At 54.2% G+C, this 23911-nt stretch carries 19 protein-coding genes and 1 pseudogene; 10 read left to right on the top strand and 10 right to left on the bottom strand.

Annotated features, from left to right (window positions below):
• Positions 1-1073 precede the first annotated feature (1073 nt).
• Positions 1074-1391, top strand: a pseudogene (locus FYC77_RS07745) (RPA12/RPB9/RPC11 RNA polymerase family protein).
• A 201-nt stretch (positions 1392-1592) separates the two neighbouring features.
• On the opposite strand, the gene FYC77_RS07740 reads toward FYC77_RS07745, so the two are convergent.
• The 3 genes from FYC77_RS07740 to FYC77_RS07730 form a co-directional block, all read right to left on the bottom strand.
• Complete coding sequence (locus FYC77_RS07740) at positions 1593-2780, bottom strand: MFS transporter (protein WP_149080938.1); 1188 nt, start codon at positions 2778-2780, stop codon at positions 1593-1595.
• A 208-nt stretch (positions 2781-2988) separates the two neighbouring features.
• Positions 2989-4302 carry an MFS transporter gene (locus tag FYC77_RS07735; protein WP_149080937.1) on the bottom strand — a complete coding sequence of 438 codons (1314 nt, stop codon included), beginning with the start codon at positions 4300-4302 and terminating at the stop codon, positions 2989-2991.
• A gap of 547 nt (positions 4303-4849) precedes the next feature.
• Entirely contained in the window at positions 4850-6178 is a 1329-nt protein-coding gene (locus FYC77_RS07730; protein ID WP_149080936.1) for an IS4 family transposase, read from the bottom strand.
• Positions 6179-6555: 377 nt separating this feature from the next.
• Here FYC77_RS07730 and FYC77_RS07725 point away from each other — a divergent pair, with 377 nt between their 5' ends.
• From FYC77_RS07725 to FYC77_RS07715, 3 genes are read left to right on the top strand one after another with little or no spacing between them, the layout of a single operon-like run.
• Positions 6556-7041 carry a (2Fe-2S)-binding protein gene (locus FYC77_RS07725; protein WP_149080935.1) on the top strand — a complete coding sequence of 162 codons (486 nt, stop codon included), beginning with the start codon at positions 6556-6558 and terminating at the stop codon, positions 7039-7041.
• A gap of 5 nt (positions 7042-7046) precedes the next feature.
• Positions 7047-9476, top strand: a complete 2430-nt coding sequence (locus FYC77_RS07720) for a xanthine dehydrogenase family protein molybdopterin-binding subunit (protein ID WP_238386828.1) — start codon at positions 7047-7049, stop codon at positions 9474-9476.
• Positions 9477-10325 carry an FAD binding domain-containing protein gene (locus FYC77_RS07715; RefSeq protein WP_149080933.1) on the top strand — a complete coding sequence of 283 codons (849 nt, stop codon included), beginning with the start codon at positions 9477-9479 and terminating at the stop codon, positions 10323-10325. It abuts the gene before it with no gap.
• A gap of 176 nt (positions 10326-10501) precedes the next feature.
• On the opposite strand, the gene FYC77_RS07710 is transcribed toward FYC77_RS07715, so the two are convergent.
• Positions 10502-11074 (bottom strand): UbiX family flavin prenyltransferase, encoded by a 573-nt coding sequence (locus tag FYC77_RS07710; protein ID WP_149080932.1) that lies wholly within the window; start codon positions 11072-11074, stop codon positions 10502-10504.
• A 155-nt stretch (positions 11075-11229) separates the two neighbouring features.
• Between FYC77_RS07710 and FYC77_RS07705 the strand changes: the two genes are divergently transcribed.
• Positions 11230-11586 (top strand): VOC family protein, encoded by a 357-nt coding sequence (locus tag FYC77_RS07705; RefSeq protein WP_162354496.1) that lies wholly within the window; start codon positions 11230-11232, stop codon positions 11584-11586.
• Positions 11587-11618: 32 nt separating this feature from the next.
• Here the strand turns inward: FYC77_RS07705 and FYC77_RS07700 are convergent, their stop codons facing one another.
• Positions 11619-12971, bottom strand: coding sequence for a UbiD family decarboxylase (locus tag FYC77_RS07700; protein ID WP_149080930.1), 1353 nt, complete (start codon positions 12969-12971; stop codon positions 11619-11621).
• Between the two features lie 197 nt (positions 12972-13168).
• On the opposite strand from FYC77_RS07700, the gene FYC77_RS07695 reads away from it, so the two are divergent.
• Positions 13169-13603 carry a universal stress protein gene (locus FYC77_RS07695; RefSeq protein ID WP_149080929.1) on the top strand — a complete coding sequence of 145 codons (435 nt, stop codon included), beginning with the start codon at positions 13169-13171 and terminating at the stop codon, positions 13601-13603.
• 2 nt (positions 13604-13605) lie between these two features.
• On the opposite strand, the gene FYC77_RS07690 is transcribed toward FYC77_RS07695, so the two are convergent.
• The 3 genes from FYC77_RS07690 to FYC77_RS07680 form a co-directional block, all read right to left on the bottom strand.
• On the bottom strand, positions 13606-14265 hold the full coding sequence (locus FYC77_RS07690) for an isochorismatase family protein (RefSeq protein ID WP_149080928.1): 660 nt from the start codon (positions 14263-14265) through the stop codon (positions 13606-13608).
• Between the two features lie 69 nt (positions 14266-14334).
• Complete coding sequence (locus tag FYC77_RS07685) at positions 14335-14844, bottom strand: tripartite tricarboxylate transporter TctB family protein (protein WP_160046017.1); 510 nt, start codon at positions 14842-14844, stop codon at positions 14335-14337.
• A 132-nt stretch (positions 14845-14976) separates the two neighbouring features.
• Positions 14977-15939, bottom strand: coding sequence for an ornithine cyclodeaminase family protein (locus FYC77_RS07680; protein WP_149080926.1), 963 nt, complete (start codon positions 15937-15939; stop codon positions 14977-14979).
• A gap of 129 nt (positions 15940-16068) precedes the next feature.
• Between FYC77_RS07680 and FYC77_RS07675 the strand changes: the two genes are divergently transcribed.
• From FYC77_RS07675 to FYC77_RS07665, 3 genes are all read left to right on the top strand, one after another.
• Entirely contained in the window at positions 16069-17733 is a 1665-nt protein-coding gene (locus FYC77_RS07675) for a thiamine pyrophosphate-binding protein (RefSeq protein ID WP_149080925.1), read from the top strand.
• Positions 17734-17811: 78 nt separating this feature from the next.
• On the top strand, positions 17812-19290 hold the full coding sequence (locus tag FYC77_RS07670) for a tripartite tricarboxylate transporter permease (RefSeq protein WP_162354494.1): 1479 nt from the start codon (positions 17812-17814) through the stop codon (positions 19288-19290).
• Positions 19291-19567: 277 nt separating this feature from the next.
• Positions 19568-20572, top strand: coding sequence for a Bug family tripartite tricarboxylate transporter substrate binding protein (locus FYC77_RS07665; protein WP_162354493.1), 1005 nt, complete (start codon positions 19568-19570; stop codon positions 20570-20572).
• 62 nt (positions 20573-20634) lie between these two features.
• On the opposite strand, the gene FYC77_RS07660 is transcribed toward FYC77_RS07665, so the two are convergent.
• Complete coding sequence (locus FYC77_RS07660; RefSeq protein ID WP_149080922.1) at positions 20635-21975, bottom strand: FAD-dependent oxidoreductase; 1341 nt, start codon at positions 21973-21975, stop codon at positions 20635-20637.
• Between the two features lie 34 nt (positions 21976-22009).
• Between FYC77_RS07660 and FYC77_RS07655 the strand changes: the two genes are divergently transcribed.
• Positions 22010-22690: an isochorismatase family protein gene (locus tag FYC77_RS07655; protein WP_149080921.1), complete on the top strand. Its 681-nt coding sequence runs from the start codon at positions 22010-22012 to the stop codon at positions 22688-22690.
• A gap of 269 nt (positions 22691-22959) precedes the next feature.
• On the opposite strand, the gene FYC77_RS07650 is transcribed toward FYC77_RS07655, so the two are convergent.
• A complete protein-coding gene (locus FYC77_RS07650) occupies positions 22960-23778 on the bottom strand; it encodes an NAD(P)-dependent oxidoreductase (protein ID WP_162354492.1) in 819 nt (272 codons plus the stop codon).
• Positions 23779-23911: the final 133 nt, after the last annotated feature.

Below are 23911 nucleotides of genomic sequence, written 5' to 3'. Positions count from 1 at the left end.
CATCTGATCATCCAGATCTCCGCCAGTTGCCGTTGCCAGGTGATCTCTCTCATGCCCCACTTTCACCGGAAATTCGGTGTGTGTGTCCTCGATCTGTGTTCAGCTACGTTATTCAGCTACCTCCACATTTGGTTATTGTAAAGTGCTTTTGTCCCTTTAGATATCTGGTGGGGTATCAACGAGACGATTCAAGTAGTAACTCTTTCATACACTACTTGATACGGGTTGCTGTCCTTGATCTGTGGATGAGTAGCCCCTTCCCTCCAATTTCACCGGAAACCCGGTGTGTGTCCACTCGAATATCCGCTTTCGAATCCCTGTTGTCTTTCACCTCGAGTGAACACTTTGAGGCGTAATCTCGAAGTGATTTATCGTGCCTGTCCATCCAATTTCACAGGAAATGTGGTGTCTCCTAGCTCTCATTTGGCTGAACATCGATATCCCTGTGTCCACCGGATATCCAGTGTTTATATTCGATCCCGAGTAATATTTTCACCGGAAATCTGGTGTCCGTTTCAACGAAGCGACCTCCCCTTCCGCAAGCGAGCGGTAGGGAGGTGAGGAACGCGTTCGTATCGCTGGGTATCGATCCCCTATCTAGCCACGGGATCACATTGAGTATGTGGCAGTTGTGGTTACACCGGAAATCTAGTATTCCGACAAGCGTCGACCGTAGGGTCGAATTCGGTGGTGTGGTCCGATTCGAGCCTGCAGTGCAGGCTTGCTAAAGCATGGGTGTCTCTGGTGACTTTCTATTGTTCACCGGAAACCTGGTGTCCGTTCCAGTTCCCCAAAATACACCGCGTCCCTCCCTCATACGGACCACGGTGAGTCGGTATCGGCCGATCGCTCGTCGCTCCGCGATCAATCTGTAGTCAGTCGTCGTAACCCGTCTCAGGAAAGTGAATAAGAACACTGCTGAGATGCTCGAGGGAGGTTCTTCGACTCGGTACTACGTACCGCAATGCGAGGCTGATTTTGACGCTCTTACTGAATGGCCGTTACAGCCCACTGATTTCTGAACGGAGTTGAACTAAATACCTATATCTGACAGGTGCGTAGATTCATTTCCAATGCATTTCTGCGACGAGTGTGGTTCGATGATGCACACGGAGGGCGACACGTGGGTGTGTCGCTCTTGTGAGAACGAGAACCAGAAGGGACTCGCAAGCGGAAGCGGTGATGGCGACCAAGGAGGGCCAGCGGGACGACGGGGCACCTGCTGTGGCCGACGCGACCCAAGTTTCCACTGAGGCGATGCAGGAGGCCTGTCCAGCGGACGACTGCGAAGCGGCCGGGCCTACTACGAGATGATGCCGAAGCCGGGCGGTTCCTACGAGGTTCGGTTGTTAACCTGCGTCGAGTGTGGGCACAAGTGTCGTGAGTTCTGACGGCGTATCTCGAGAACCTCCACCGTTTAAATACGCACGGAGTCACCTCATTTCTTCCAGAAATAAACGCCGATAGGTAACGGCTGTCTGCTGGTTTTGCTCTACACTGAAGACGAATACTGGGCTGAGTGGAACGATTGTACGTGACTGGATTCCGCCGATTTGGAACGATTATACGTGACTGGATTCCGCCGATTTGGGTTATGGCATTGGTGTAGGCGTTAGGAGCCGTTGTGTCGTAAACCATATCAGTCCAAAAATAACGATACCTAACCCGGAGAACAGTAACGTATGTCGGTATCCGAACACCGTTGCAGCTCCGACCGTAAGCGGCGGACCGACCGTTGTACCGAGTCTGATAATACTTGTCCGAATACTCATGATACTACCACGAAACTCGTCTGGTGCTCGTTCCGTCAGTGCGGTGTCCGTAATTGGTTCAGCGAGACCCTGGCCAAGACCGAACAGGAGAAGCGCACCGGCGACTACGTAGATGGAGTCCGCAACTGCGACGATGGCAAGCCCAATCCCATAGCTCACGAACCCTAATGCAATCGACTGAAAACTCGTCAACAACCTAAGTACTCGATTCCCTTGCATCGCAGTCAGCCCCATTACGACTGCAGGTATTCCAAGGAGAACGCCTATTCCGCCGGATGACAGCTCAAATTCGTTGGCGAGTAAGAAGGGAACTGCGGTGAGTTGTGCCCCGTAAAGGATAAAGAATATGCCAAAAATCGCGAGGTAAAGCACGGCGAACGGCGTCATCGGCGTCGGTCCGGTGAGAAATCCTCGAATACTCGAGTTCGACTCGCTTTCGTCCCAGTCCGGTTCTTCCAGCAGGGGGATTCCCGAGATGGCGACGAAGACGGCAAGGAAAAAACACGCAAACGGTGCCGACCAGGCGATCGACGCGAGGGCGCCGCCGAGCAACGGATATCCAGCAGCTCCAATCGCGAGAATGGCCGCGTTAGTGCCGATCAACATTCGTCGCTGCTCGCCAGTATAGAGATCCCCGAGGAGTGTCACCGTGAGCATGACGACCGCGCTACCTGCTGCCCCCTGAATCGCACGGAGGGCGAGAATTAGGGTAAAATCGGAGATGAAAATAATACTGCTCCCACTGAACCCGAATACGACGAGTGATGGGATTAGTATCGGCTTTCGGCCGATGCGGTCGGCTGCCAGTCCGATCGGTATCGTGAGAAATATTCCCGGGAGCGTGAACGCAGACAGCAACAAGCTGGCCTCCGACTCCGAAATATCCCAGGCCATCTGTACTGTCGGGAGTGCAGGGCTGATAAGTGAGACTCCCATCACCGCGACGAGAGTACTCGAGAAAATCACCGCTACGGCTGGTGATTCCCGGAGGGTCTGTCTCAGTTCCATTAAATCCGTTTCCTAGCTTCTCGACACTGTACCGTAAACTATCCCATTTCGGTTACTGATGAGTGTGTGCAAACCACCTCACCTAACGAACATCTAATATTTTGTCCAATAGCAAATAAACCATCCACAACTGTATTCACGATCCGACGGGGAGTATTGAACCCCGTCAACTAACATAAACCTCGCTTGTGCAAGTGCTCGCCCTGATCTACATGGAGTTAGTTACATAGAAACGGCTACTGAATAGAAGGCTAACTGAAACAAATGACAGTACTGCTCCTCCAGTAAGCAGTAGAAACCCCTCTCTGTATCCAAATAGGTCGATTATGTACCCGACGAGAACCGGAATTAGTGCGCCAGTTAGCTGAACGAACGTCCAAATATATCCGAACGTTCGCCCCTCTCTGTCAGGGGGCGTAATGTTACTGATAAGCGTATCTCGTGCTGGGTTTGTCCCCCATAAACTCCCTCCAAGTACTATGATAACTACTAGTAGCGGGAATTTCGAAAGATCAAAAAGTGCCAGTACGAGAAGGCCTATCGTCGATATACCTAAACAAATTAAAATTACCGTTCTGGGATCGTACCGATCCGTAACAGCACCAAGAATTAGCTGCAAGAACGCAGCGGAAAACAGAAGCGTAGCGAAATAAAAATTTGCGATAGATTCCGCCCCCATTGAAACTCCAACCAGTTCCGTCGAATACCCGTAGACCCCGACGATGAACACCGGGAGAAATGTATTGAGCCCGTTGCTAGGGATCATCTTGGTTATGATAAACACGTAGATTACTAACAATGGGTATAAGTACGTCCGATTATCTGCCTGCCATATATTTTCAGAAGTGGTATCCGACACTACTCCCTGTGGATGGTCTTCTGCGACTGGGTTCGTCGTGAATTCGTCTCCACGTAGTAATAAATATAGAGCGATCCCAACCAGTACGCCGATTGTACCGAGTACAAGTATAATCTGTTCCCACACGAGGACTAATATCAACACCCCAATTATTGTTGGCGAGAGTGCATCTCCAATTTTTGCGAAACTTCCAAACCCGCCGATTACTTTTCCTTTATTTTCTCTATCGATATTATCCGTTATCAACGGGTATGCAGTGGGATGGACAACTGCAGCACCAATTCCGACTCCGAGCATCGACACCACCATCACTATAAATCCGCCCGCAAAGTTGTGCCCCAGTAGATATATCTCTGGAATTGTACTACCTATCGTTGGTGAAAGAGCAAATATGAGATACGAGAGGCTAGCGATGACGATTCCTGTCGGGAGAATGTACAACCGATCGTACCGATCTGACAGAATGCCCAGCGGTGCTTGTGCTATCCCTCCACCCACCGAATAAATGCTAATTAGTAGCCCTAGCTGCCAAAGTGGATAATCCAGAGCTACAGCGAGAACTGGTATCAACGGTGGAAGTAACCTCATAAGAAAGTGTTGTGTGAGGTGCGCTGTACTAATTACCAGCGCAAAGCGAAGCTCGTACCGACTGAGGCCGAACATCGTTATATACTATCCGTAATACTCCTAGTTAACCATACGATCTTGGAATTTATCGTTCTTTTTGATAGACGGATGAACGTTCTATCGGACAGCGGTGAGTGGCTCCGATACTCGATCCACTCTTTATCAGTACCACTTGGCGTGCTGTACTCACCGTTGGTCGTGTGGGCGTTCTATCTTTTGTCGCCACGACAGTGTGTGGCTTTCTTTATTAGTGTCTATGATAGATCTTCTCACCATATCCAAAATCGACTCTTTTATATCTTTTCTAAAAATTAAAAAAATAATCCACTGAGGTTGTTATTATTTTAGATTGGAATGACACCCATCCGTTCTAGCTTAGTGGCCTCCTGAGTCGAAGGTCACGCCGAAATTGCGTCGAGTCTGATCACAATCATACCGAGATCACTGCTGCTCCGGCAGACCAGCTACTGTACGACCAAGTCTCCCGTCAAAGGCGGTGCAATCGCGGTCGTGAGTGCGCCGCCGTTCCAGAGCCATCGCTGACCAGTCTGGGCGATCCAGCCCGTTCCGTCAGGCGAGTTCGTTACCAGAACTCGCCAGACTCTACCTGTTCACGTAACCTCGGACGATGTGGATTTGGATCTCGTGACGACCACAGCAACAACGAATCGAGATCCGGTAGTTCGTACCCCAGATCCAGCATCAGGTACAACTGGATCAGATGCGCGTGCCGTTCGACGGCGTGTGAACATCGTCGTCGAGGAAGCCGCGTCGACGACGCCGCGGCGTCGTCGGCGCAGCCTCGCCGTTCTGCGTCCAGTTTCTGGAGTTCGTGGACAATAGCCCGGCTCATCAGCAACGAGAGTGCTGCCATGATGACCAGCGCCTCGATGATGTAGGCGTCTGTCGTGTTGATCTCGTCCAAACCGAACTGTGATTTCAGTTCTTTGAACAGCAGTTCGATCTCCCAGCGCGCCCGATAGAGCTGTGCGATATCGGGCGCGCGGTAGTCCTCTCTGTCGAGGTTCGTCAGGTAGAGATGATACTCGCCGCTGTCGTCGTTGCGAACGCCGACCAATCGGAAGGTTCGGGTCGCGCTGGCGCCCGACCCTCGCTTGCGGTCGAACGAGAGCGTGATCTGCACGTCAATTTCCTGTCGCTGCAGGTCGTCGAGGACGGCCTGCAGCGACTGTCCTTTCAGCGGAATGCTGTTCCCGCGCCACGTACGGAGTTCTTCGACGATCTCGAAGTCTGCGTTATCTTTGACGCGAGAGACGAACCAGCCGTCATTGGCGTCAATGCGGTCGAACAGCCAGAAATCGTAGTAGCCAAGATCGAACAGGATGAGGGCGCCAGCTACCCACTCGCCGGTGGGTAGCTGGCTCCGTTCGTGAGTGCTTGCGTCGGTTGTCTGGAATCGTGTCGGGAGGCCGGTCGAGAGCGATTCGGTGAGGTGGAGTTTCGCCCCGGCTCGGTCGTCATCGAGTGCGTAGACGTCTTTGGCGTCTTGATAGAGCGAGATGATCGTAGCGTCGACGATGAGGACGTCTCGAAATCGTTCGAGACGTCCGGTCAGCTCGGTTTGGCCCGTGTCGAGATTCTCGATGGCGTCATCGAGAATCTCTCGAAGGAGTGCAACGAATCCCGGTTTGAACCAGCCGTGAAACGTCGCATACGAGAGTTCGTCACAGTCAGCCATCTCGACGTAGCGTTCGAGAAACGCCTGAATGGACCGATCAGAACCGGCAGCGAAGCCGAGTAAAAGTGTGTAAAACAGGGCGACGACGTCGAGTTTCCGCTCTCGCTGGATGAGATTCGTTGCGCGAGCACGCTCGCGCAACTCATCGGATGGAAACGCTCTTTGAATTCGGTTCACAACTACTGAATCCGGTGGTTTGTACACACTTCCCACCGGATTCTCACATTCCTAGTTACTGACGATTCTAGCTTGGCGTCTCTGGATACCCTGATCTGTTAAACTAGAACGGATGGAATGACACCCATTCCTATCTAATATATCTGGAGAGCCCGTTATAATCGTACGCCCACTCGTCTCTATTGCTGGACTAACATTCACGTTGTCCGATAGGAGTCGGTGAGGAGGCAGCTGTGAACTCGCTGCTGTCCCGGGGGTCGTGACACTGTCGCGCTCGGGTCTCGAAAAAAGTTCGCCTGGTGGATACGATTTCTCTGCTCTCTCATTTTGTTGTGAATATTCTCCGCTACCGGCCTGGGAGCCACTAATCGTTCCAAAACATATTTTGTAGTTGGTCGCTCTGGTATACTCGAATGAGTCAGCAAAACCCAACGACTACAGTTACGGCCACCATCAATGATAGTGAGATTGATGCGACAGTTCCGTCGCGGTATCTGTTGTCGGATCTGCTTCGACGTGAACTCGATATTACGAGTGTTAAACGTGGGTGTGAAACAGGCAAGTGCGGTGCCTGTACCGTACTGATGGACGGAGATCCGGTTAAATCGTGTAGTGTCCTCGCTGCTCAAGCGGATGGCACGGGAATCGAGACGATTGAGGGATTAGACGATGAACTCGGTGAAATCATAAAGAATGCCTATTCGCGGAATCACGGTCTGCAGTGTGGATTTTGCACATCTGGATTCCTGTTGTCGACGAAATCTCTGCTTGAAGACGTCTCCGATCCATCGAGAGATGAAATCCGCGAGCGTCTTCAAGGAAACATCTGCCGGTGTACGGGATACACGCGAATCATCGAGGCCGTCGAAGACGCTGCTGTGAGATACGACCCCGAGTGATCGTTATGGAAGGAAAAACAAAATCACAGACTGACACGGACGAAGACACCCAGTACAAGGGTCGATCGATCCAGCGACTGGAAGACGATCGGATTCTCTCTGGAAACAGTCGGTACGTCGATGACATCGAGCTTCCGGGGATGTTGCATGCGACCGTTGTTCGGAGCATGCGCTCTCACGCTCTAATCGAAGAGATCGACACGAGTGAGGCTGAGGAAATGGACGGTGTCGTTGACACTCTTACCGGGGAGGAAGCTGCTGAAATGGCGAACCGGTACGGAAGTCGTCGCTCTGGAATGATGGATGACCATCCACCGCTGGCACAGGAGAAGGTACGGTTTGCTGGTGAAGGGGTCGTTGCCGTTGCTGCAGAGTCTCACTATCTTGCTAAAGACGCAGCAAGTACAGTGAGCGTAAGCTACGACCCACTTCCGTCGATGGTCGAACTCGATGATGCGCTGGACCCGGAGTCCGAAGACGAACTCGTCCACCCAGAACTCGACGAAGCAGACGAAGACGTTTCGGGGAACGTCTGGGGCTCGTATTCGATCGATATTGGTGATGTAGAGGCGGCCTTCGACGAGGCTGACACTATCGTTTCACACGAAATAGAGACCAGTCGGCCAACAGCAGTTCCGCTGGAACCCCACGGTGCAGTTGCCGACTACGACCCCGCTGATGACGTACTGACCCTCTATACGTCGACACAAGAGGCCCATCAGGTACGGAGGGATCTTGCTGATACTCTAGATAGGCCGGTCAATTCAATCCGGGTAGTTCAGCCAGAAAACATGGGCGGTGGATTTGGACACAAACTGGAGCTACATGAAAACGAGATCGTCGCGGCACTCTTGTCGATCCGGACGGAACGTCCGGTCAAGGTTGTACTCGACCGCATTGAGGAGTTCCAGGGGACACGAGCACGACAACCACAACGACACGAACTCGAGTTAGCTGTCGACGATGACGGATCGTTCCTCGGCATTCGGGACGACATTACGGCTGTCGCTGGTGCCTATGCTGCACTCACGAAACCCGGTCTGTGGGTCTCTTGTAACCTCGTTGCTACGCCCTACCGAATCGATAACATCGAGGTAAACGGTCGATGTGTCTTTACGAATACCGTCCCATCAGGTGCATATCGGGGGTTCGGTATGACCCAGGCTGCGACAGCCCGTGAATCCCTCATCGAGAAGGTATCAAAGGAACTCGATCTCGATCCCTGGGAGGTACGCCGGAAGAACCTGATCGGAAACGAGGAGTGTCCGACGACGCATCCGATGGGGTTCTATTTGGACTCGTGTGGGACGGAGGAGTGTCTGGGTCTCGTTAGAGAAGATATCGATCTTTCGTTACTGGAAGAAAAAACCGACGACGAAATCGTCCGCGGCCTCGGTGTTGCATCCGCGATGCACGTCAGCAGTGCACAACGCCCTGCGTATACGTCGGATAACAGCTCGGTCACGATCAGGATGGACGAAGACGGTTCGGTGACGGTGACGAGCGATCAGTGTCCGATGGGGACTGGACTCGAAACGTCGTTCGCACAAATTGTTGCCGACGAGTTGGGGATACCCCCATCGAATATCAACTTCGATTTTGCAGACACAGAAACGTCTCCATTCGGACTCGGATCGTGGGGAAGCCGAGCAATCACCGTCGCCGGAAGTGCGGCCTACGAGGCCGGACGGTCACTGAGAGAACGGCTGACAACGATTGCGGCCCACCAGCTCGAGGCTGCACCATCGGATATCGTTCTCGAAGAAGGTCGGTTCTTCGTCGAATCCGATCCATCACGTTCACGGCCGCTGGAGGAGATTGCCTACGACGCACACTACAATGGTCGCAAACTGCCCGAGGAAATCACTGCTGGGGCAGTGACCGTTACGGAATCGTTCGACAGTCCAGCACCGGGCATCCTGGATGAAAGCGGAAAAGCGGATATCGCGGTCAATTACCCGAGCAACGTCCATGCCTCGATCGTCGAAATCGATACGAGAACTGGCACGATCGACATTCTCGATTACGCGGCAGCTGACGACATCGGTGAAGTAATCAATCCGATGATCGTCGAGGGACAAATTCAGGGCGGAATTGTACAGGGACTTGGCATGGCATTGGGTGAAGACCTGGAGTACGACGCAAGCGGACAGCCTGTCAATGCGATGATGGAGGATTATCAACTTCCATTGATCAACGAAATGCCAATGATTACGAAGATCCGGGAGGCAGATACGACATCCGAACGCGCTCCGCTCGGAACGAAGGGTGTCGGAGAGAGTGGCTCCATACTAGCACCGGTCGTGATACTGAACGCCGTAAATGACGCGCTGTACGACGAGTTCGTTTCGTCGACGGTAACTGAAATGCCACTCGACCCGGAAACCGTCTATCAGCTTTGTCGCAGTGCAGACGAGTCTGGCGGTGATCGATAGATGAAACCGATAACGTACCTAGAGCCTGAAACGGTAGACGAAGCGTGTGAACAACTCGATCGGCACGGGCACGATGCCGTTGTCCTCGCAGGGGGACAGAGTCTCCTTCAGATTTTGAAACGACGACTCGTTCAGGCGGATTACGTCGTCGATATCACGGCAATCGACGACTTACACGAGCTGGGCAAATCGGATGAGTCGTTTCGGATCGGGGCAGCAGTGCCGTACGTCGACATCGTGCAACACCCCGTCGCTCGATCGCAAATCCCCGGTCTCGCAGAAGCTATCGAGACGATTGGCGACCACCAGATCCGCTGTCGTGGAACGTTCGTTGGGGGCATTGCACACGCGGATCCACAGGGAGATCCACCGATCATTGCGACGGCACTCGATGCGGAGTTTCACATCGCTAGTGTCGACGGGACTCGAACGGTCTCCGCTTCGGAGTTCTACGCTGGTCTATTCGAAACCGATCTAAATCAGGGTGAACTCATCACACACGTCGAAGTGCCGCTTTCTGAGGATAACGAGATTTCGACGTACCAGTCGTTCACGCGACGGATGGGTGACTACGCGATTGCGGCGGTTGCCCTCTCAACTTCGCTGTCGAACGACGAGACGATGACTGATCCTCGAGTCGTCGTGGGCGCGGCAACTCACGGGCCCACGCGTTTGTCGTCAGTCGAAGACTCTCTCGACGACTCTGTGCTCACGGACGATATCATCGACGAGGCTGCAGAGACTGCCAGGGAGAACGTCGACGCGACCGACGACGAAGTCGCAACCGCAGCGTACAAGTCTCACTTAGTTGGCGAGTTAACGCGTGATGCACTCGAGTCGGTTCGATAACGCGAGTACCGGAGTTTTTCGATCTAGCTATCGAAATCGCTGAGTCGGTCTACGCACTGATCCCATTCGAGCAGTCAGTGTTGGCCTGTTGAGACGGATTGCTGTACCGATATACCGGAGAGACCGAAGACCGGTCGCGGTTCCAGGGTAAAACGCTACAGCAATCCGTATGGGAATTACTCATTGATGCTCATGCCGTCCCACTCGTCGAAGGAAACATCAACACCTAGGAAAGAGAGTGCCCGTGCCATTGTTCTTGTGACTGCCTCCTCGAGGGAATCTGGGCGCTGATAGAAGGAGAGAAACGGCGGGTAGATAATTCCACCTGCATCCGTTACATCGAGCATGTTCTGTATGTGGATTCGATTTAACGGTTTTTCACGTGGCATCAGTACGAGCGGCTGTCGCTCCTTGAGCGAGACATCTGCTGTCCGCGTTATCAGGTTCCCGGCGTTCCCGTGTGCGATGTTCGACAACGTCTTCATCGAGCACGGACAAACGAGCGTCCCCTGAGTCCGAAACGAGCCGCTCGCAGGCGGTGCACCGACGTTTTGAACGTTGTAGGCCGTGTCTGCGAGCTCTCGGACCTCCTCGACCGACTGGTCTGACTCCTGCTCGAGGTTCATCTTGGCTGCTCGTGACAGGATGAGATGGGATTCATACGGTGTTTCGTCGAGTAGCTCGAGGGCTTTAACCCCAAACAGTTGTCCAGTCGCTCCGGTAAAGGCTACGACAACGCGGTTCGACATACTTTGGTATTGCTGTCTAATAGCATAATAGTTGCGAGTGGCTGCTGGTGTCCCCAGGGCTCTCTGTACCGGTTCTTATAACTATCCCTACACTGGTGAATATATACCCCGACCGTGAATAGTCGCCTATGACATCTGTCGAACAGGTGTATTTGATGGTTTCGGAAATCGAGAACTCGATCCAGTTCTACCGTGATGCACTCGGACTCTCGCTCACGTCCGAATCAGAGGGTCGAGCAAAGTTCGAGACGGGAGCATGTACGTTAGTGCTTGAAGAAGAGTTCGAACCGGACGTTCTCGAGGAGTTTGGACTCGATCCGGTTGGCGATACTCGAGGTGACGGAGTCATCGTCGTTCTGGAGGTAGAGAGTGTCGACGACATTCACGAATCGCTACAATCCGCGGATGCAACCGTCCTTTCACCACCACGTAAAGTCAGTTGGGGGAGAAAACTATTACTCGTCGAGGATCCGGACGGGTACGTTCTCGAAATCTCTCGTCCGCTCGAGTGAGATGGCTATGCGACTGTGAGCCACCGGACCGGTTACCACTCGACGTCGTCTTTCCCAGGAACTCGCGTCGGTTCGTACCGTTCGGAGTCTTCGTCCATGGGAATTGTTGCGTCGATACCCATCTTCTGTGCCTGTCGCTTCGGTCCAGAGGGATCGAGCGGTGCACCGGTCATCGTTGGGAAGGTGTAGACGTCGCGCTGTGGCTGAACGCGAGTTTCCCACGCCCAGTCGACCTCAGCTTCTTCGTCGAGGTCGATATCGTCGTCGACGACCATACAGTACTTCGCTTGGCTTCGCCCGCCGAGTACACTCGAGATGACGTTCCACGGGTCACCATCGAGTCGTTTGTCGATGGCGACGCGAGCCTGGAAGACGCCGTTACCGCCGGAAGGACCGATCTTGACGTCGACCTGATTTACGTTCGGAACTGCTTGTTGGGCGGAGGCGCGTACCGACGCACAGCGGGGGATCCAGTTCATCATCCCATCTTCGTTCGGCGGGAGTCCAGTCAGAACCGTATCGTAGATCGCGTCTTCGCGACGCATAATTCCAGTTACTTCGACACGCGGCGTATTCTCGTTTTGTTCCGAATAGACTCCCGGATACTCTCCGAACGGTGCTTCCGGGTTCTTCTCGTCGCCGTGAATGAGGGTTTCGATAACGATCTCCGCGTGAGCTGGAACGTCGACGTCGATCGTTTCGCCGGGAACGAGTTCGACGGATTCGTTCATCAGCCCGCCAGCAACGCTGTACTTGTCGATGTCGTGACCGACGTTGGCGATACTTCCGAAGATAACAGATGGGGAAGCACCGATGACGATCGCCATCTCGGTCGGTTCCCCTTCCTCTGCGTTGACGCGATATGCGTAGCCAACGCGTCGCTCTTCTGGTGACCACAGCGAAAGCTCGCGTTTCCCAGTGACAAGTTGCCGGTAGATGCCTTGACCTCGGGTGCCTGTGTGAGGAAGGTTCGCAACCTGGACGCCGGACGTGATGTAGGGTCCGACGTCCTTCTCGTTGTGGGTAACGATCGGGATTTCATCGAGGTTCGGTTCCGTATCGATTACTTCTTTGACCGGTCCGTCGTCGACGAGGGTTGGTTCGATTCGATCGGACGAGGCTTCGACCATATTCGTTTCAGCCTCCTTTTTCGTTTCGCCGCCCAGTGCCTCGAGAATACGTCGTTTCGCCGCAAAGAACCCAGCGTGGACGTCCATATCGTGGCCTTCGACGTTCGTAAATCGGAACGCTGGTCCTTCCTCTTCGCAGGATTTCTTCACGTATGCTGCGATTTCATACTCCGGAGAAACCGGTTCGTCGACAACGACGAGATCTCCGCGATCTTTGAGATCTTCACTCCACTCTCGCAAGCTTTTCCAAGCCATGTGTGGGTGTTTACCTCATAGAACAAATAGTTTCCCATGACTGTGTTGTTTGGAGTGTCCGTTCGATCGAGATTCGCGTCTGTGGAGCATACTAAGGGGAGCGAAGGCCGAGTGGTTGGTTGCACGACCGCTCGTAGAAACCGGTCAGGTGTCTGTCCAAAGGGTAACGATATAATCCTGCAAATTAAACTGCGTATATGGTCGTACTTGCTGCGGTAGATCGATCGAATCAGGCACACGGTGTCGTCGAAGAGGCTCGATACCTCGCCGACTTGACGAACGAAGAACTACACGTGATTCACGTCCTCTCCAGAAAGGAGTTTGTCGATCTCGAGCGAACGAGTGTAGACGAAACTGGCGGACCAGCGAGTATCGACCAAGTCCGCCAGACTGCAGAGTCGATTGCCGATGAGATCGCCAGTGAAACCGAATCTGAGTACGTTCCAGTTGGTGAGTTCGGAAACGTCGCCAGCGAAATCAGTCAGTATGCGAACAATAACGAGGTGAGCTACGTCGTGATCGGTGGTCGGAAACGGACACCTGTCGGAAAAGCGGTTTTCGGAAGCGTTACGCAGTCGGTTCTCCTCGAAACGAAGGTACCAGTAGTGACGTTAATGAACTCCGCCCAGTAACGTCAGGAGAGCGTTCGAACCTCGCCGACGACCTCGTCGGTGGGCAAGATATCGGCGTATTTCATCTGCATCTCGAACAGTGCCATCTCGTGGGATGCCGTTGCCCGGTCAGCGACGCATTCTGCCGGAACGATCGTTCGAAAGTTGTGCGAACTCGCGTCGACGACAGTTGCTCTGACGCATCCACTCGTACTGACGCCGGTTACGATGGCGGTATCGATGTCGTGGTGGGTGAGCATCCCCGCAAGATGGGTGTCGAAAAACGCGCTCGGCTTCGTCTTTTCGATGACGATTTCGTCGTCTCTGGGCTCTAGATCTTCGCAGATCTCGTTTGCGTCGCCGACTTCGTAGGCCTCACCTCCCTTCCGAAGCTCCATCGCGACGTGTGCGATTTCCTCGTCGGACGGTCCTCGTGTGTAGAAGATCGGTAATTCCGCCTGTCTCGCGGCATTCAGCAACCGTTCGTTCGCGTCGAGTAACGACTCCGTTGTGGCCGAACTTCCGAGCGCGTACTCGTCCTGAGTGAATTGGTTGGTGATATCGACGACGATGACTGCAGGCGAGTGCCCCCATCCAATTCGTTCGCCGTACTGCCCTTTCGCAAACGCCTCACGGTCGGAGTCCGAAACGAACTCCGGGACGTACTGTGAAAACTCCGTCATACGATGGTATCGTTCGAGAACGCACCTAAGTGTTCCCGTCGGTGAAGATACCGTTCGTGGGACCGACTCCTATGCCGGGAAGATTGGAAAGACGGGATTGAGCGGACGAACGTTGATCAAGACGATAAAGACCAAATAGATCGCGACGCCGGTCGTTACCGCCGAGATCCCGCTTCGCAACAGCGACTGGTCTGCCTGAACGTAGAGAAACATAAACGAGAACGCAATTGTACTGGCGATAAATCCGAACAAATAGATCAACGCTAGATAGAGCAGAAACCAGCCAACGATGACTGCCGTCTCACTCGGTGAAGCGAAACTCTCCTTGATCCCGGTATCAACGTCCTCGGCGAATTTCGACATGTCGAAGGTCTCCGCGTATTTACCAAATAGATCAGGGAATAGCAGTGTGACGATTCGAACTACCGTTAGAACTATCGCGGGGACGACGATCAGCATTGGAACCAGCCGTGGCTCCGACGGTAACTCTAATGACAAATAAAAAATGACGAGAAAGTAACAAAGGAGTAGTAGAAACACGGGGACTTTAAATCGTAGCTCCTCTGTGACGATGTTCATGTGTGCTATACACTGCATCTCCGTTATAACGATTGTGGTTGTCGCGGTATCTGTCGATGGTTCCCGCCGTAGCACCATTTTACGTTCTGCGGGAGTATTTCGACGATAGTTCTGGATTTACGCGGGCATACATTACACCGTTGTCGACGCGTTGAGGATCTCGTTCGCAAGAATAACCTCTGTACCCGGTAATCCCATCGGAGAAAAGAGCGTGATCGCGTCTGAACTCGTCCGTCCAGGGTGGTTCTCGAGAACGACGTCTGCCAGTTCGACCATCTGCTCTTCGTGTTTGGTTCCGGCGAGGAAGTACCGATCGGCGTACTCGCGCACTTGTTCTTTCGAGTCGGTTACGATAACGTCGGCCATTTCCACGACGTCCATGTCCAGCTCGTGAGCATCCTTCCAGGCAGGCCCGATCGTATGGACGTGCGTTCCTTCCTCGAGCAGGTCGGGATCGAAGACGGGCGAGGGGCTGGTCGTCGCACAGACGAGAACGTCGGCACCTGTGACAGCAGCTTCCGCACTGTCGACGGCTTCGATATCGATTTCCAGTTCGGAGCCCATTTCCCGTGCAAAGCGCTCACGATTTTCTTCCGTGCGGCTGAACGCACGGATCTCGTCGAACGCTGTGACGGCGACGGCGGCCTCGAGTTGTGTTCGTGCCTGCCGGCCAGTCCCAATGATTCCAAGCGTTTTCGAATCGGGGCGAGCGAGGTGTTTGATTGCAACTCCCCCAAGCGCTCCAGTCCTGACGTCCGGCGTTCGACTCCCCGCAACAGCTCCTTTCAGCTCCCCGTTCTCGGTGTCGAATACGACGACTAGGTCGCTTTTGACCGGGGTTTCCACGTCGTAGTCCGCTTGCTCGGAACCGCCGATGGTGAACTTGCCGGAGATACGTGTCCCGATGACGCTGTCGTCCGTGTTTTCTCCCGGCGTGAACACGAGCGAACCGGAATCAGTATCGAAACTCGAACGCGGTTGGGAGACGAGTGTCCCGGTTGCGTACTGGCGGAACGCTGTTTCGGTCCGATCGATTGCTGTGCTCATTGACAACAATTCGCTTGCCCTCTCCTCACTAATGATTGTCGGTGCCATGGATCGTTCGAACGATTTCGATCAACAAAGTAAAAAGCTATCTGTCTGCTTTCTCGATACGCGGAACCCGTCGATAATGACACTGGTGCCCTAGAAATTGTTATAGTTCTTCGATAACCATATGGTTTCATGGACGCTGCTGAGGCGATCGTCCAATCGCTCGACGACGCTGGAATTGAGTACGTGTTCGGACTCCCGGGTTCGGTCATCATGAACGTGATTGATAAGTTCCACGAGTCTAACGTCGAGTTCGTCTCGACTCGGCACGAACAGGTAGCGACGTCGATGGCCGATGGATATGCGAGAGTCACCGGCCGCCCAGGGGTAACGCTCGTACACGTCGGACCTGGAGCGGCTAACCAAGTTGTCGGACTTGGAGCAGCGTATCGGGACGCATCGCCGATCGTTGCTATCGCTGGAAACGAAGACCTGGAACGACTGGGTCGCGATATCTGGCACGAATGGGATGTCGAGAACGTACTCGACCCGATCACCAAGTGGACGGGTCAGGTTCGACGTGGCGACGACGCAGCCCGGATCGTTCGAACCGGTCTCGTTAAATCCGTCTCTGAAACGCCCGGGCCGGTGTTTATCGACCTGCCCAAGGATGTCTCGCGTGAAAAATCGACATACTCCGATGCCCAGCGGTCGTTTTACGATCACAACGAGCTTTCAGTTCCGTTCTCTCGCCCGGAACCACATTCGGCGGACGTCGAGTGCACACTCCACTTGCTCGAGGATGCCACAAAGCCGCTCGTTCTTGCCGGTGGTGGATGCGTTCGAAGCGGTTCGGGTGACGCCCTCAAAACGTTCGTCGAGAACACGGGTATCCCAGTCGTAACCTCGAACTCTGGCCGCGGAATCCTCGACGAGACGAGTTCTTGGTCTCTGGGTGTGGTCGGGCGCCGTGGATCGGACGGTGCTAACGAAGCGCTCGGACAAGCGGATCTCGTCCTCGGAATCGGTGCGAGATTCTCCGGCTTGACAACGTCAAACTGGACGCGTCCGGATCCGGAGACGACACTCGTCCAGGTCGACATCGATTCAGCCGAGTTGGCGAGCCAGTATCCAGTCGAGTGTCCGGTCACTGCCGACGCGCGGGCGTTTCTCGAATCGATCACCGATCGTGCCGGTAACATCGACCTCTCCTGGGAGGAGGAAGTGATTAGCGAATACAGAGACCGGGTTAGAACGGAACGAGCGGCGTTTTTCGCCTACGAGACAGACGCAGAATCGATCGGCCCACAGCGTCTCTTTGCGACGATACTCGAGGAGAAAGACGACGACGCAATCGTTACGCAAGGTGGCGGTGTCCACGCAAGTTTCAACGCCCGTCAACCTGCGGCCGATCCCCACTCCCATCTGCACGCAATCAGCTTCGGCGGAATGGGATACGGATTTCCGTTTGCGTTGGGAGCAAAACTCGGTGCCCCCGATCGCCAGGTTATCTGCGTCGAGGGTGATGGTGGATTCAGCATGGTGATGCAGGATCTCGAAACCGCGGTCCGATACGACATTGACGTAAAGATCGTCGTCTACAATAACTTCTCACACGGAACGCAAAAACTGCGTCAGGCTCGCCTGTTCGACGAACGGTATCTCGGAACGGACGTCGAGAACCCGTCGTTCGCTGGTGTCGCCGACCAGTTCGGCATGTACGGGGCGACGGTCTCCGATCCGTCGGAGCTTCGCCCCGCTCTCGGGGAGGTGTTAGACCACGATGGACCTGCATTACTGGATGTACTGGTCGATCCGACCGTATGGCCGAGTACCGACGATATCGCACAGATTTGAAACCGAAAGTAAAAAAGGGGGGAGAAGAATGAGTATACCTAACACAGAGGATGATACGTAATGCCGGTTGATTTCTTGTTGGCTGCACTCGAGATGTTGTTAGATCCCACTGTGATGTTGTACATCGTTCTTGGGACGCTGATTGGAATGGTGATCGGTGTGATTCCTGGACTCGGTGGGGTCGTTGCACTTACGCTTCTCATACCACTCACGTACGGTCTCGACCCGATTGCTGCGTTGGCCTTTCTCGCCGCAGCCAAGGGAGGTGTCACGTTCTCGGGATCCATTACTGCAATTCTGTTAAACATTCCTGGCTCGCCGGTTAACACGGCAACCTTACTCGATGGCCATCCGATGGCACAGAAGGGGGAGGGGAACGTCGCGATCGGTGCGAGTGCCGTTGCGAGTGCGCTTGGGGCTGTGCTCGGGGTCATTATTCTCGTCCTCTTGTTGCCGTTTATTCGTCCACTGATGGTTATGTTCGGCCCGCCCGAGTTCTTCATTTTGACGATCGTCGGGCTAGTCGCCATTTCGGTCGCCGTCAAAGGTGCAATTCTGTCGGGGCTGGTTGGTGCGTGCTTTGGACTGTTAATCGCATTTCACGGATTCAATCCAGTCACCGGGTCTGCTCGATTCACGTTCGATATCCAGTATCTCTACGACGGGTTCAATATTATCCCGGTTATCATCGGTCTGTTCGCTATCGCAGAGGCCATCAAACTGATGGGCCAGGACCAGATCGCAACCGACGACGCAGATATCCAGTTCGGCGAAGGGCGACTTGCCGGTGGACTTGCCGTCTTCCGGAACAAAATTCTGTTCGTACAGAGTGCAATGATCGGGTTGCTCGTCGGTGCGATTCCCGCCGTTGGCGGTGTCATCGCGGGATTCATTTCCTACATTCAGGGGAAAAACATCAGCAGCCACCCCGAGAAGTTCGGAACTGGGTGGATAGAGGGTGTCATTTCGACAGAGGCTGCAAACGACGCAAAAGACGCCGGTGATCTCGTCCCGACGCTTGCACTCGGTATTCCTGGGAGTGCAAGCGCGGCAATTCTCCTCGGTGCGTTTATTCTTCACGGGCTCCAGCCTGGACCACGATTCCTCATCGACCATATCGATATTGCGTATGCGATATTCTTCGCACTGATCATTGCAAATATCATTTCCAGTGTATTAGGGCTCGCGCTACTCAAGCCGCTGACCCGTCTTACACAGCTGGATACCGGGACAATCGTCATGGGGATTCTGTGTCTCTCGATCCCGGGAGCGTACGCTATCAACAACAACCCGACGGATATGCTTATCGCCCTCTTGTTCGGCGTAATCGGCTACGTGTTTATCCGCGCTAACATCTCTCGAATCGCGTTTATCATCGCGATGATCCTCGGCCCGATCGCGGAAAACGCGTACCATCAATCGCTGATGACCTCACGAGGAAGCCATATGATCTTCCTCGAGCGACCGATATCGCTTGGCCTGATCGTCCTGGCCGTCGCGTTCACCCTGCTTCCGCTGATTTACACGAGTGTGAAACAGTATCGAGTACCAACTTGATCCCGACAAAACACGATACTTCTCGAGTGTCCCCTCCAACTGAATTCTAACTCTCGGTTTCAGTCGGTAGACGACGCGCACCTATTGACAGTGGGTAGACACCGTACCTGGCTGTGTCGTTTTTATCTTTACCAATACAATTCGGAATAATGGAGTAGTTATATATACTGATACTGTCTCTGTTGGGCTGAGAATGGTTAACAGTAAACCATCCGCCGGGCGTCGCAAGATGCTTCGGTACCTTGGTGGAGCAGGTGTTGTTGGTCTCGCAGGATGTATGGGTGATGAAAACGGCAATGGTAACGGAAACGGTGCTGGCAACGGAAACGGCACTGATGACGGCAACGGGGGTTCGGGATCCGAGTTCCCGGAACGGGATATCGAAATCGTTGCACCGGCAGATCCTGGCGGTTCGATCGACCTGTATGCACGACTGGTTGCGGGTCACCTCGCCGATCACTTGCCCAACGACGTCAACGTGACTGTCTCGAACGTCGCCGGTGCCGCGGCGCGAGTCGGTGCGGACGAGGTATACCAGGCAGAACCCGACGGCTATACGCTCTGTCTCGGCCACCTCGAGGCACATACGACCGGTCAGATTCTCTATGACCCGATGTACGAACTCACCGAGTTCACTCACCTCGGCCAGATCGGTGCAACGCCACGATCGTGGTTTGGTAATGCGGATGCCACGGATGAGTACGATTCGTGGGATGCGCTGGTCGAGGGAATGACGAATGGTGAACTCCTGTTTGCGACGCAGGGGGCTGGAGCGACTGGCCATATCATTGGCATCGTTGCGGGGGACCTCACTGGTGACTATTCGGCGGACGATCTCGACTTCGTCCACTACAGCGGGACCGGAGAGATGACTGCGCCGTTGATCCGTGGTGATCAGCATGTCGGCGCAGCGACCCACTCAACGACTGAAGACATTATCGAGGACGAAGACGATATTGGCTTCTACTTCATTATGGGTGAGTCCGACGAGTGGACGACAGCGGCGGAGTTTGGTATGCCTTCCGATGCGGCGGAAACGCTCGGAGACCAGTTCACAACGCCATATGGGCTGTACGCTCCACCGGATACACCTGACGACGTGACCGAGATTCTCCGGGATTCACTGTACGACACGCTCCAGGATGACGCGGTACAGGCCGATGCCGAAGAACAAAACCTGCCGATCGAACCGGTCCACGGCGACGAGTTCCAGGACTTCGTCGGTGAGTTCTACGAAGGGTGGCTGGAGTACGAGGAAGTCATGGCGGACGCCGTCGACTGAACGAGTTACCGCTCAGGTCGGACGGGAAGCTACCGCTCCCCGGAGACAACATTCGGTGCCCGTCACAACCTTTCGAGAATGTGGTCGGCCAGATAGTCTCCTAATGGAAGCGAGACCGTGACGCCAGCCGACATCGGGTTGAGTACGTGAACGGTTCGCTTGGTCGTACGAACGTCTAGCTCTGACGAGGCCATTTCACCATCGCGGGTGAGTAACCTGAGTGCGACTGCGACGAACGACTTGACGAGATCTTCCTCGTCGAGCGTTGGAATCAATTTCCGGGCCTCCTCGAGAAACGTCGTTGGTCGGTACGTTTTGGATAGTTCCTGTTTCGCCATACGGAGCGTTCCGGCGCTGGCGAGGAACTTCCAGAACCCCGCATTGGAAGCGATTTGGCGTATTTGTGGGGAATCGAAGGTCGACTCGTACGACTCGTAGCCAAGCGCCGGGCTCACAGTCGGACCGAGGATGACCGTTCCGTCCGGTCGACGGACGAATTTGACGCCGGGAGAGGGTGAACTCGGGTTTGGGGTTGGATAGAGCAGTGATCGACATAGTTCGGAGCTCGATGGGGTTAGTTCGTAATACTGACACCGAAATGGTACAACGCTCACGTCCTGGGCGAGGCCGAACTCGTGTGCCAGCCGGCAGGCGTGAAGGCCCGCCGAGTTCAGAACTGTTTGGGCCGAAATGGTCCCGACGGATGTCTGAAGACGGACTGCGGAACCAGTATCGTCTATCTGCTCGACTTCTGTTCCCTTCTGAAGTATCCCACCAATATTTTTACACTGTTTAGCGAGTTCGTGGAGGTACTGCTGGCTATCGACGACCCTTTCGTTCGGAACGAATAGCCCGGCCGTTCCAGCCGCATGCGGTTCGTACTCTTGAATGCCGGTGGTGTCCAGTCGCTCGACACTGATACCGGCCGACGAGGCACTCTCTTCGATCTTACCCAGCCTCTCCGCCTCTTGGTCGGTCGTGGCAACGATCGTTGCTCCTGATTCCTGGAGTTGGATGTCGTGTTGGCGACAGAACGCCGAAGCCCGTTCGACACCTTCCGTTCGAACTGTTGACTCACGCTCACTCAATCCCGCTCCGTACCCTGGTTGAAGAACGCCCGAGTTTCGCCCTGACTGGTGTTGACCGAGATGATATTCCTTCTCGAGGATGACGACGTCAAGGCCTGGATCGTGCTCGAGAAGCGCATACGCAGTTGAACATCCAACTAATCCGGCACCGATGATCGCGACATCGTGCATACTCACGCATTCCACTGGGTGGAGATAATAATTGTCTCTCCGGTAGCTCCCGTTCCTGTTGTTCGGGTGGAAATACGGCGGTAACCGTTCCAGCGAACGCTTCCCTGGACCCCCTTCTCTAACTAATCTGACCGATAATACCACTACACTTTTTATTCTCTCCCTCGTTGGAGTGACTATGGTTGCAGAACGATTCGACGATGCCTACATTCCGGATATCATTCCGAAAGACGATCTCGACTACATGGACCAGGGTGGGTACGGTGCGCGGATGGGGTGGGGAGAACGTCCAGCGGTTCTCGTCGTCGACATGTTAGAGATATTTGCGAGTAGTGACCACCTCGGGCGGTCTGAATCGTCGGGTAGCACTATTTCAGAAACAAAGCGCTTGCTGTCGGCCGCCCGTGAGGCGGATCTGCCGGTTTTCTATACGAGGCTTGCCGACGATGAAACCACACTTCGGAATCACCGTGGGATCATCGATGAGAAGAAAGACGGTGCGTTCGATAACGTCGATATCGACGCGGCGAGTACGATCCATCCGGAACTGACGCCTGAAGACGGCGACGTCGTCCTCGAGAAGCCAAAGCTAAGCGCGTTCTTCGACACCCACCTCGCAAACGTCCTTCGTCTCGAGGGCATCGATACCCTCGTCATCGTCGGGTTGAGTACGAGTGGCGGTGTTCGTTCGTCTGTCGTCGACGCGAACTGCCACAATATCAGACCGATTGTTCCAGCGGAATGTGTTGGGGATCGATCTGAGATCTCACACGAAGTTACGCTATTTAATATCGATATGAAATTTGGTGACGTCGAATCAGTTAGTGATACCGTAAATCGAATTTCGGAATACCAGTAATACGACCCTGATCGAAGGTGGTCTGCTTCTCAGACGTGCTCACCTCGGTGGTAGAGAGTATCCGTTGAGGCTGGCGGGGTGCCGTCGAGTCACTGCACATCTTATCGCTGGTACCGTTCCAAACGTCGACTGATGGGTGAAACCAGTCACCCACACACGGTTTCACCTATCAGTGCAGGCTTGGGACGCCACTAGCGGGATCGGCGCGTCTGTTCGATAGCGAGATCCATTTCACTCGAGTCGCCTTCCTCTTTCCAGGCTACCGCGTATCAACGCGTTCGATCCAGCTCGTCTTGATCTATCTCCTGAACTAACTGCTCCGTAAGCGCCAGCGAAGGTATTCGAACATCCTGTCGTTTCGCCATGTCCGAAATAATATCCATGTCTTTGTGCGCCCACTTCGTGTGCATCCAATCCCACCCTCCGAGCGCCCAGTTGCTGCCCGTCGATTTCTGGAGTAACTCTCTCACGAGGTCGAGATCGAGCTCGTACGCCTCGGCGAGGAGAAGCACTTCCTGATTTGCAACGACTGATGACCAAAGTAGTGCATTGTTCGCTGCTTTCGCAGCCTGTCCGGAACCGACTGGCCCGAGGTGGACGACGTTTTCTGGCGAGCTAAACTGCTCGAGGACGAGACGTGCCTTGTCGTACACTGATCGGTCGCTACCGACGAATACGAGTAGATCTCCGCGTCGAGCCGCTTTTTCTCCCCGACACGTCGGTGCACCGATGGGCTCGATCTCCTCGTCTCTGAGGTCCTCGCTGAGGGAAATACACTGTCCGGGGGAGAGGGTGCTACTGATCGCTACGACATCTCCCGCAGTCGCACTCTCGAGGATCCCACCCGTATCATAGACGACCGACTTTGCTTGCTCGTACGTTCCAACAGCGATGATGATCATCTCTGCAGGGCGAACGGCTCTTTCAAGAGTGTCGGTCACGGTCGCCCGGGATTCGACGGCTTCTTTGGCCTTTTCACAATCGACGTCGTATGCATAGACGTCGTACCCCCCTTCGTCGATGTGTCCGACCATCGCTTCGCCCATCGTTCCAACTCCGATCACTGCAACCGTCTCGATATCGGCCATGACTGCCATATCGATAGTCCTACTAATAATTGTTGTCAATCGGTGACTCTTCACAAGATCGGCTGGTCGCTGTCAGTCGTATTCGATGAGATGTGAGCGAACATCGCTTCTGGTATCCGTTCACAGACGTCCA

It is taken from the genome of Natrialba swarupiae (assembly GCF_008245225.1).
In the GTDB taxonomy this organism is placed as follows: Archaea; Halobacteriota; Halobacteria; order Halobacteriales; family Natrialbaceae; genus Natrarchaeobius; species Natrarchaeobius swarupiae.
Note: the sequence above shows the minus strand (reverse complement) of the source record. Positions and strands in the feature narration are given on the sequence as shown.

Coding starts and splice junctions, on each gene's coding strand:
- FYC77_RS07740 (WP_149080938.1), bottom strand. CDS start 2,780: ATGGAACTGAGACAGACCCTCCGGGAATCACCAGCCGTAGCGGTGATT.
- FYC77_RS07735 (WP_149080937.1), bottom strand. CDS start 4,302: ATGTTCGGCCTCAGTCGGTACGAGCTTCGCTTTGCGCTGGTAATTAGT.
- FYC77_RS07725 (WP_149080935.1), top strand. CDS start 6,556: ATGAGTCAGCAAAACCCAACGACTACAGTTACGGCCACCATCAATGAT.
- FYC77_RS07720 (WP_238386828.1), top strand. CDS start 7,047: ATGGAAGGAAAAACAAAATCACAGACTGACACGGACGAAGACACCCAG.
- FYC77_RS07715 (WP_149080933.1), top strand. CDS start 9,477: ATGAAACCGATAACGTACCTAGAGCCTGAAACGGTAGACGAAGCGTGT.
- FYC77_RS07710 (WP_149080932.1), bottom strand. CDS start 11,074: ATGTCGAACCGCGTTGTCGTAGCCTTTACCGGAGCGACTGGACAACTG.
- FYC77_RS07705 (WP_162354496.1), top strand. CDS start 11,230: ATGGTTTCGGAAATCGAGAACTCGATCCAGTTCTACCGTGATGCACTC.
- FYC77_RS07700 (WP_149080930.1), bottom strand. CDS start 12,971: ATGGCTTGGAAAAGCTTGCGAGAGTGGAGTGAAGATCTCAAAGATCGC.
- FYC77_RS07695 (WP_149080929.1), top strand. CDS start 13,169: ATGGTCGTACTTGCTGCGGTAGATCGATCGAATCAGGCACACGGTGTC.
- FYC77_RS07690 (WP_149080928.1), bottom strand. CDS start 14,265: ATGACGGAGTTTTCACAGTACGTCCCGGAGTTCGTTTCGGACTCCGAC.
- FYC77_RS07685 (WP_160046017.1), bottom strand. CDS start 14,844: ATGAACATCGTCACAGAGGAGCTACGATTTAAAGTCCCCGTGTTTCTA.
- FYC77_RS07680 (WP_149080926.1), bottom strand. CDS start 15,939: ATGGCACCGACAATCATTAGTGAGGAGAGGGCAAGCGAATTGTTGTCA.
- FYC77_RS07675 (WP_149080925.1), top strand. CDS start 16,069: ATGGACGCTGCTGAGGCGATCGTCCAATCGCTCGACGACGCTGGAATT.
- FYC77_RS07665 (WP_162354493.1), top strand. CDS start 19,568: ATGGGTGATGAAAACGGCAATGGTAACGGAAACGGTGCTGGCAACGGA.
- FYC77_RS07655 (WP_149080921.1), top strand. CDS start 22,010: ATGGTTGCAGAACGATTCGACGATGCCTACATTCCGGATATCATTCCG.
- FYC77_RS07650 (WP_162354492.1), bottom strand. CDS start 23,778: ATGGCCGATATCGAGACGGTTGCAGTGATCGGAGTTGGAACGATGGGC.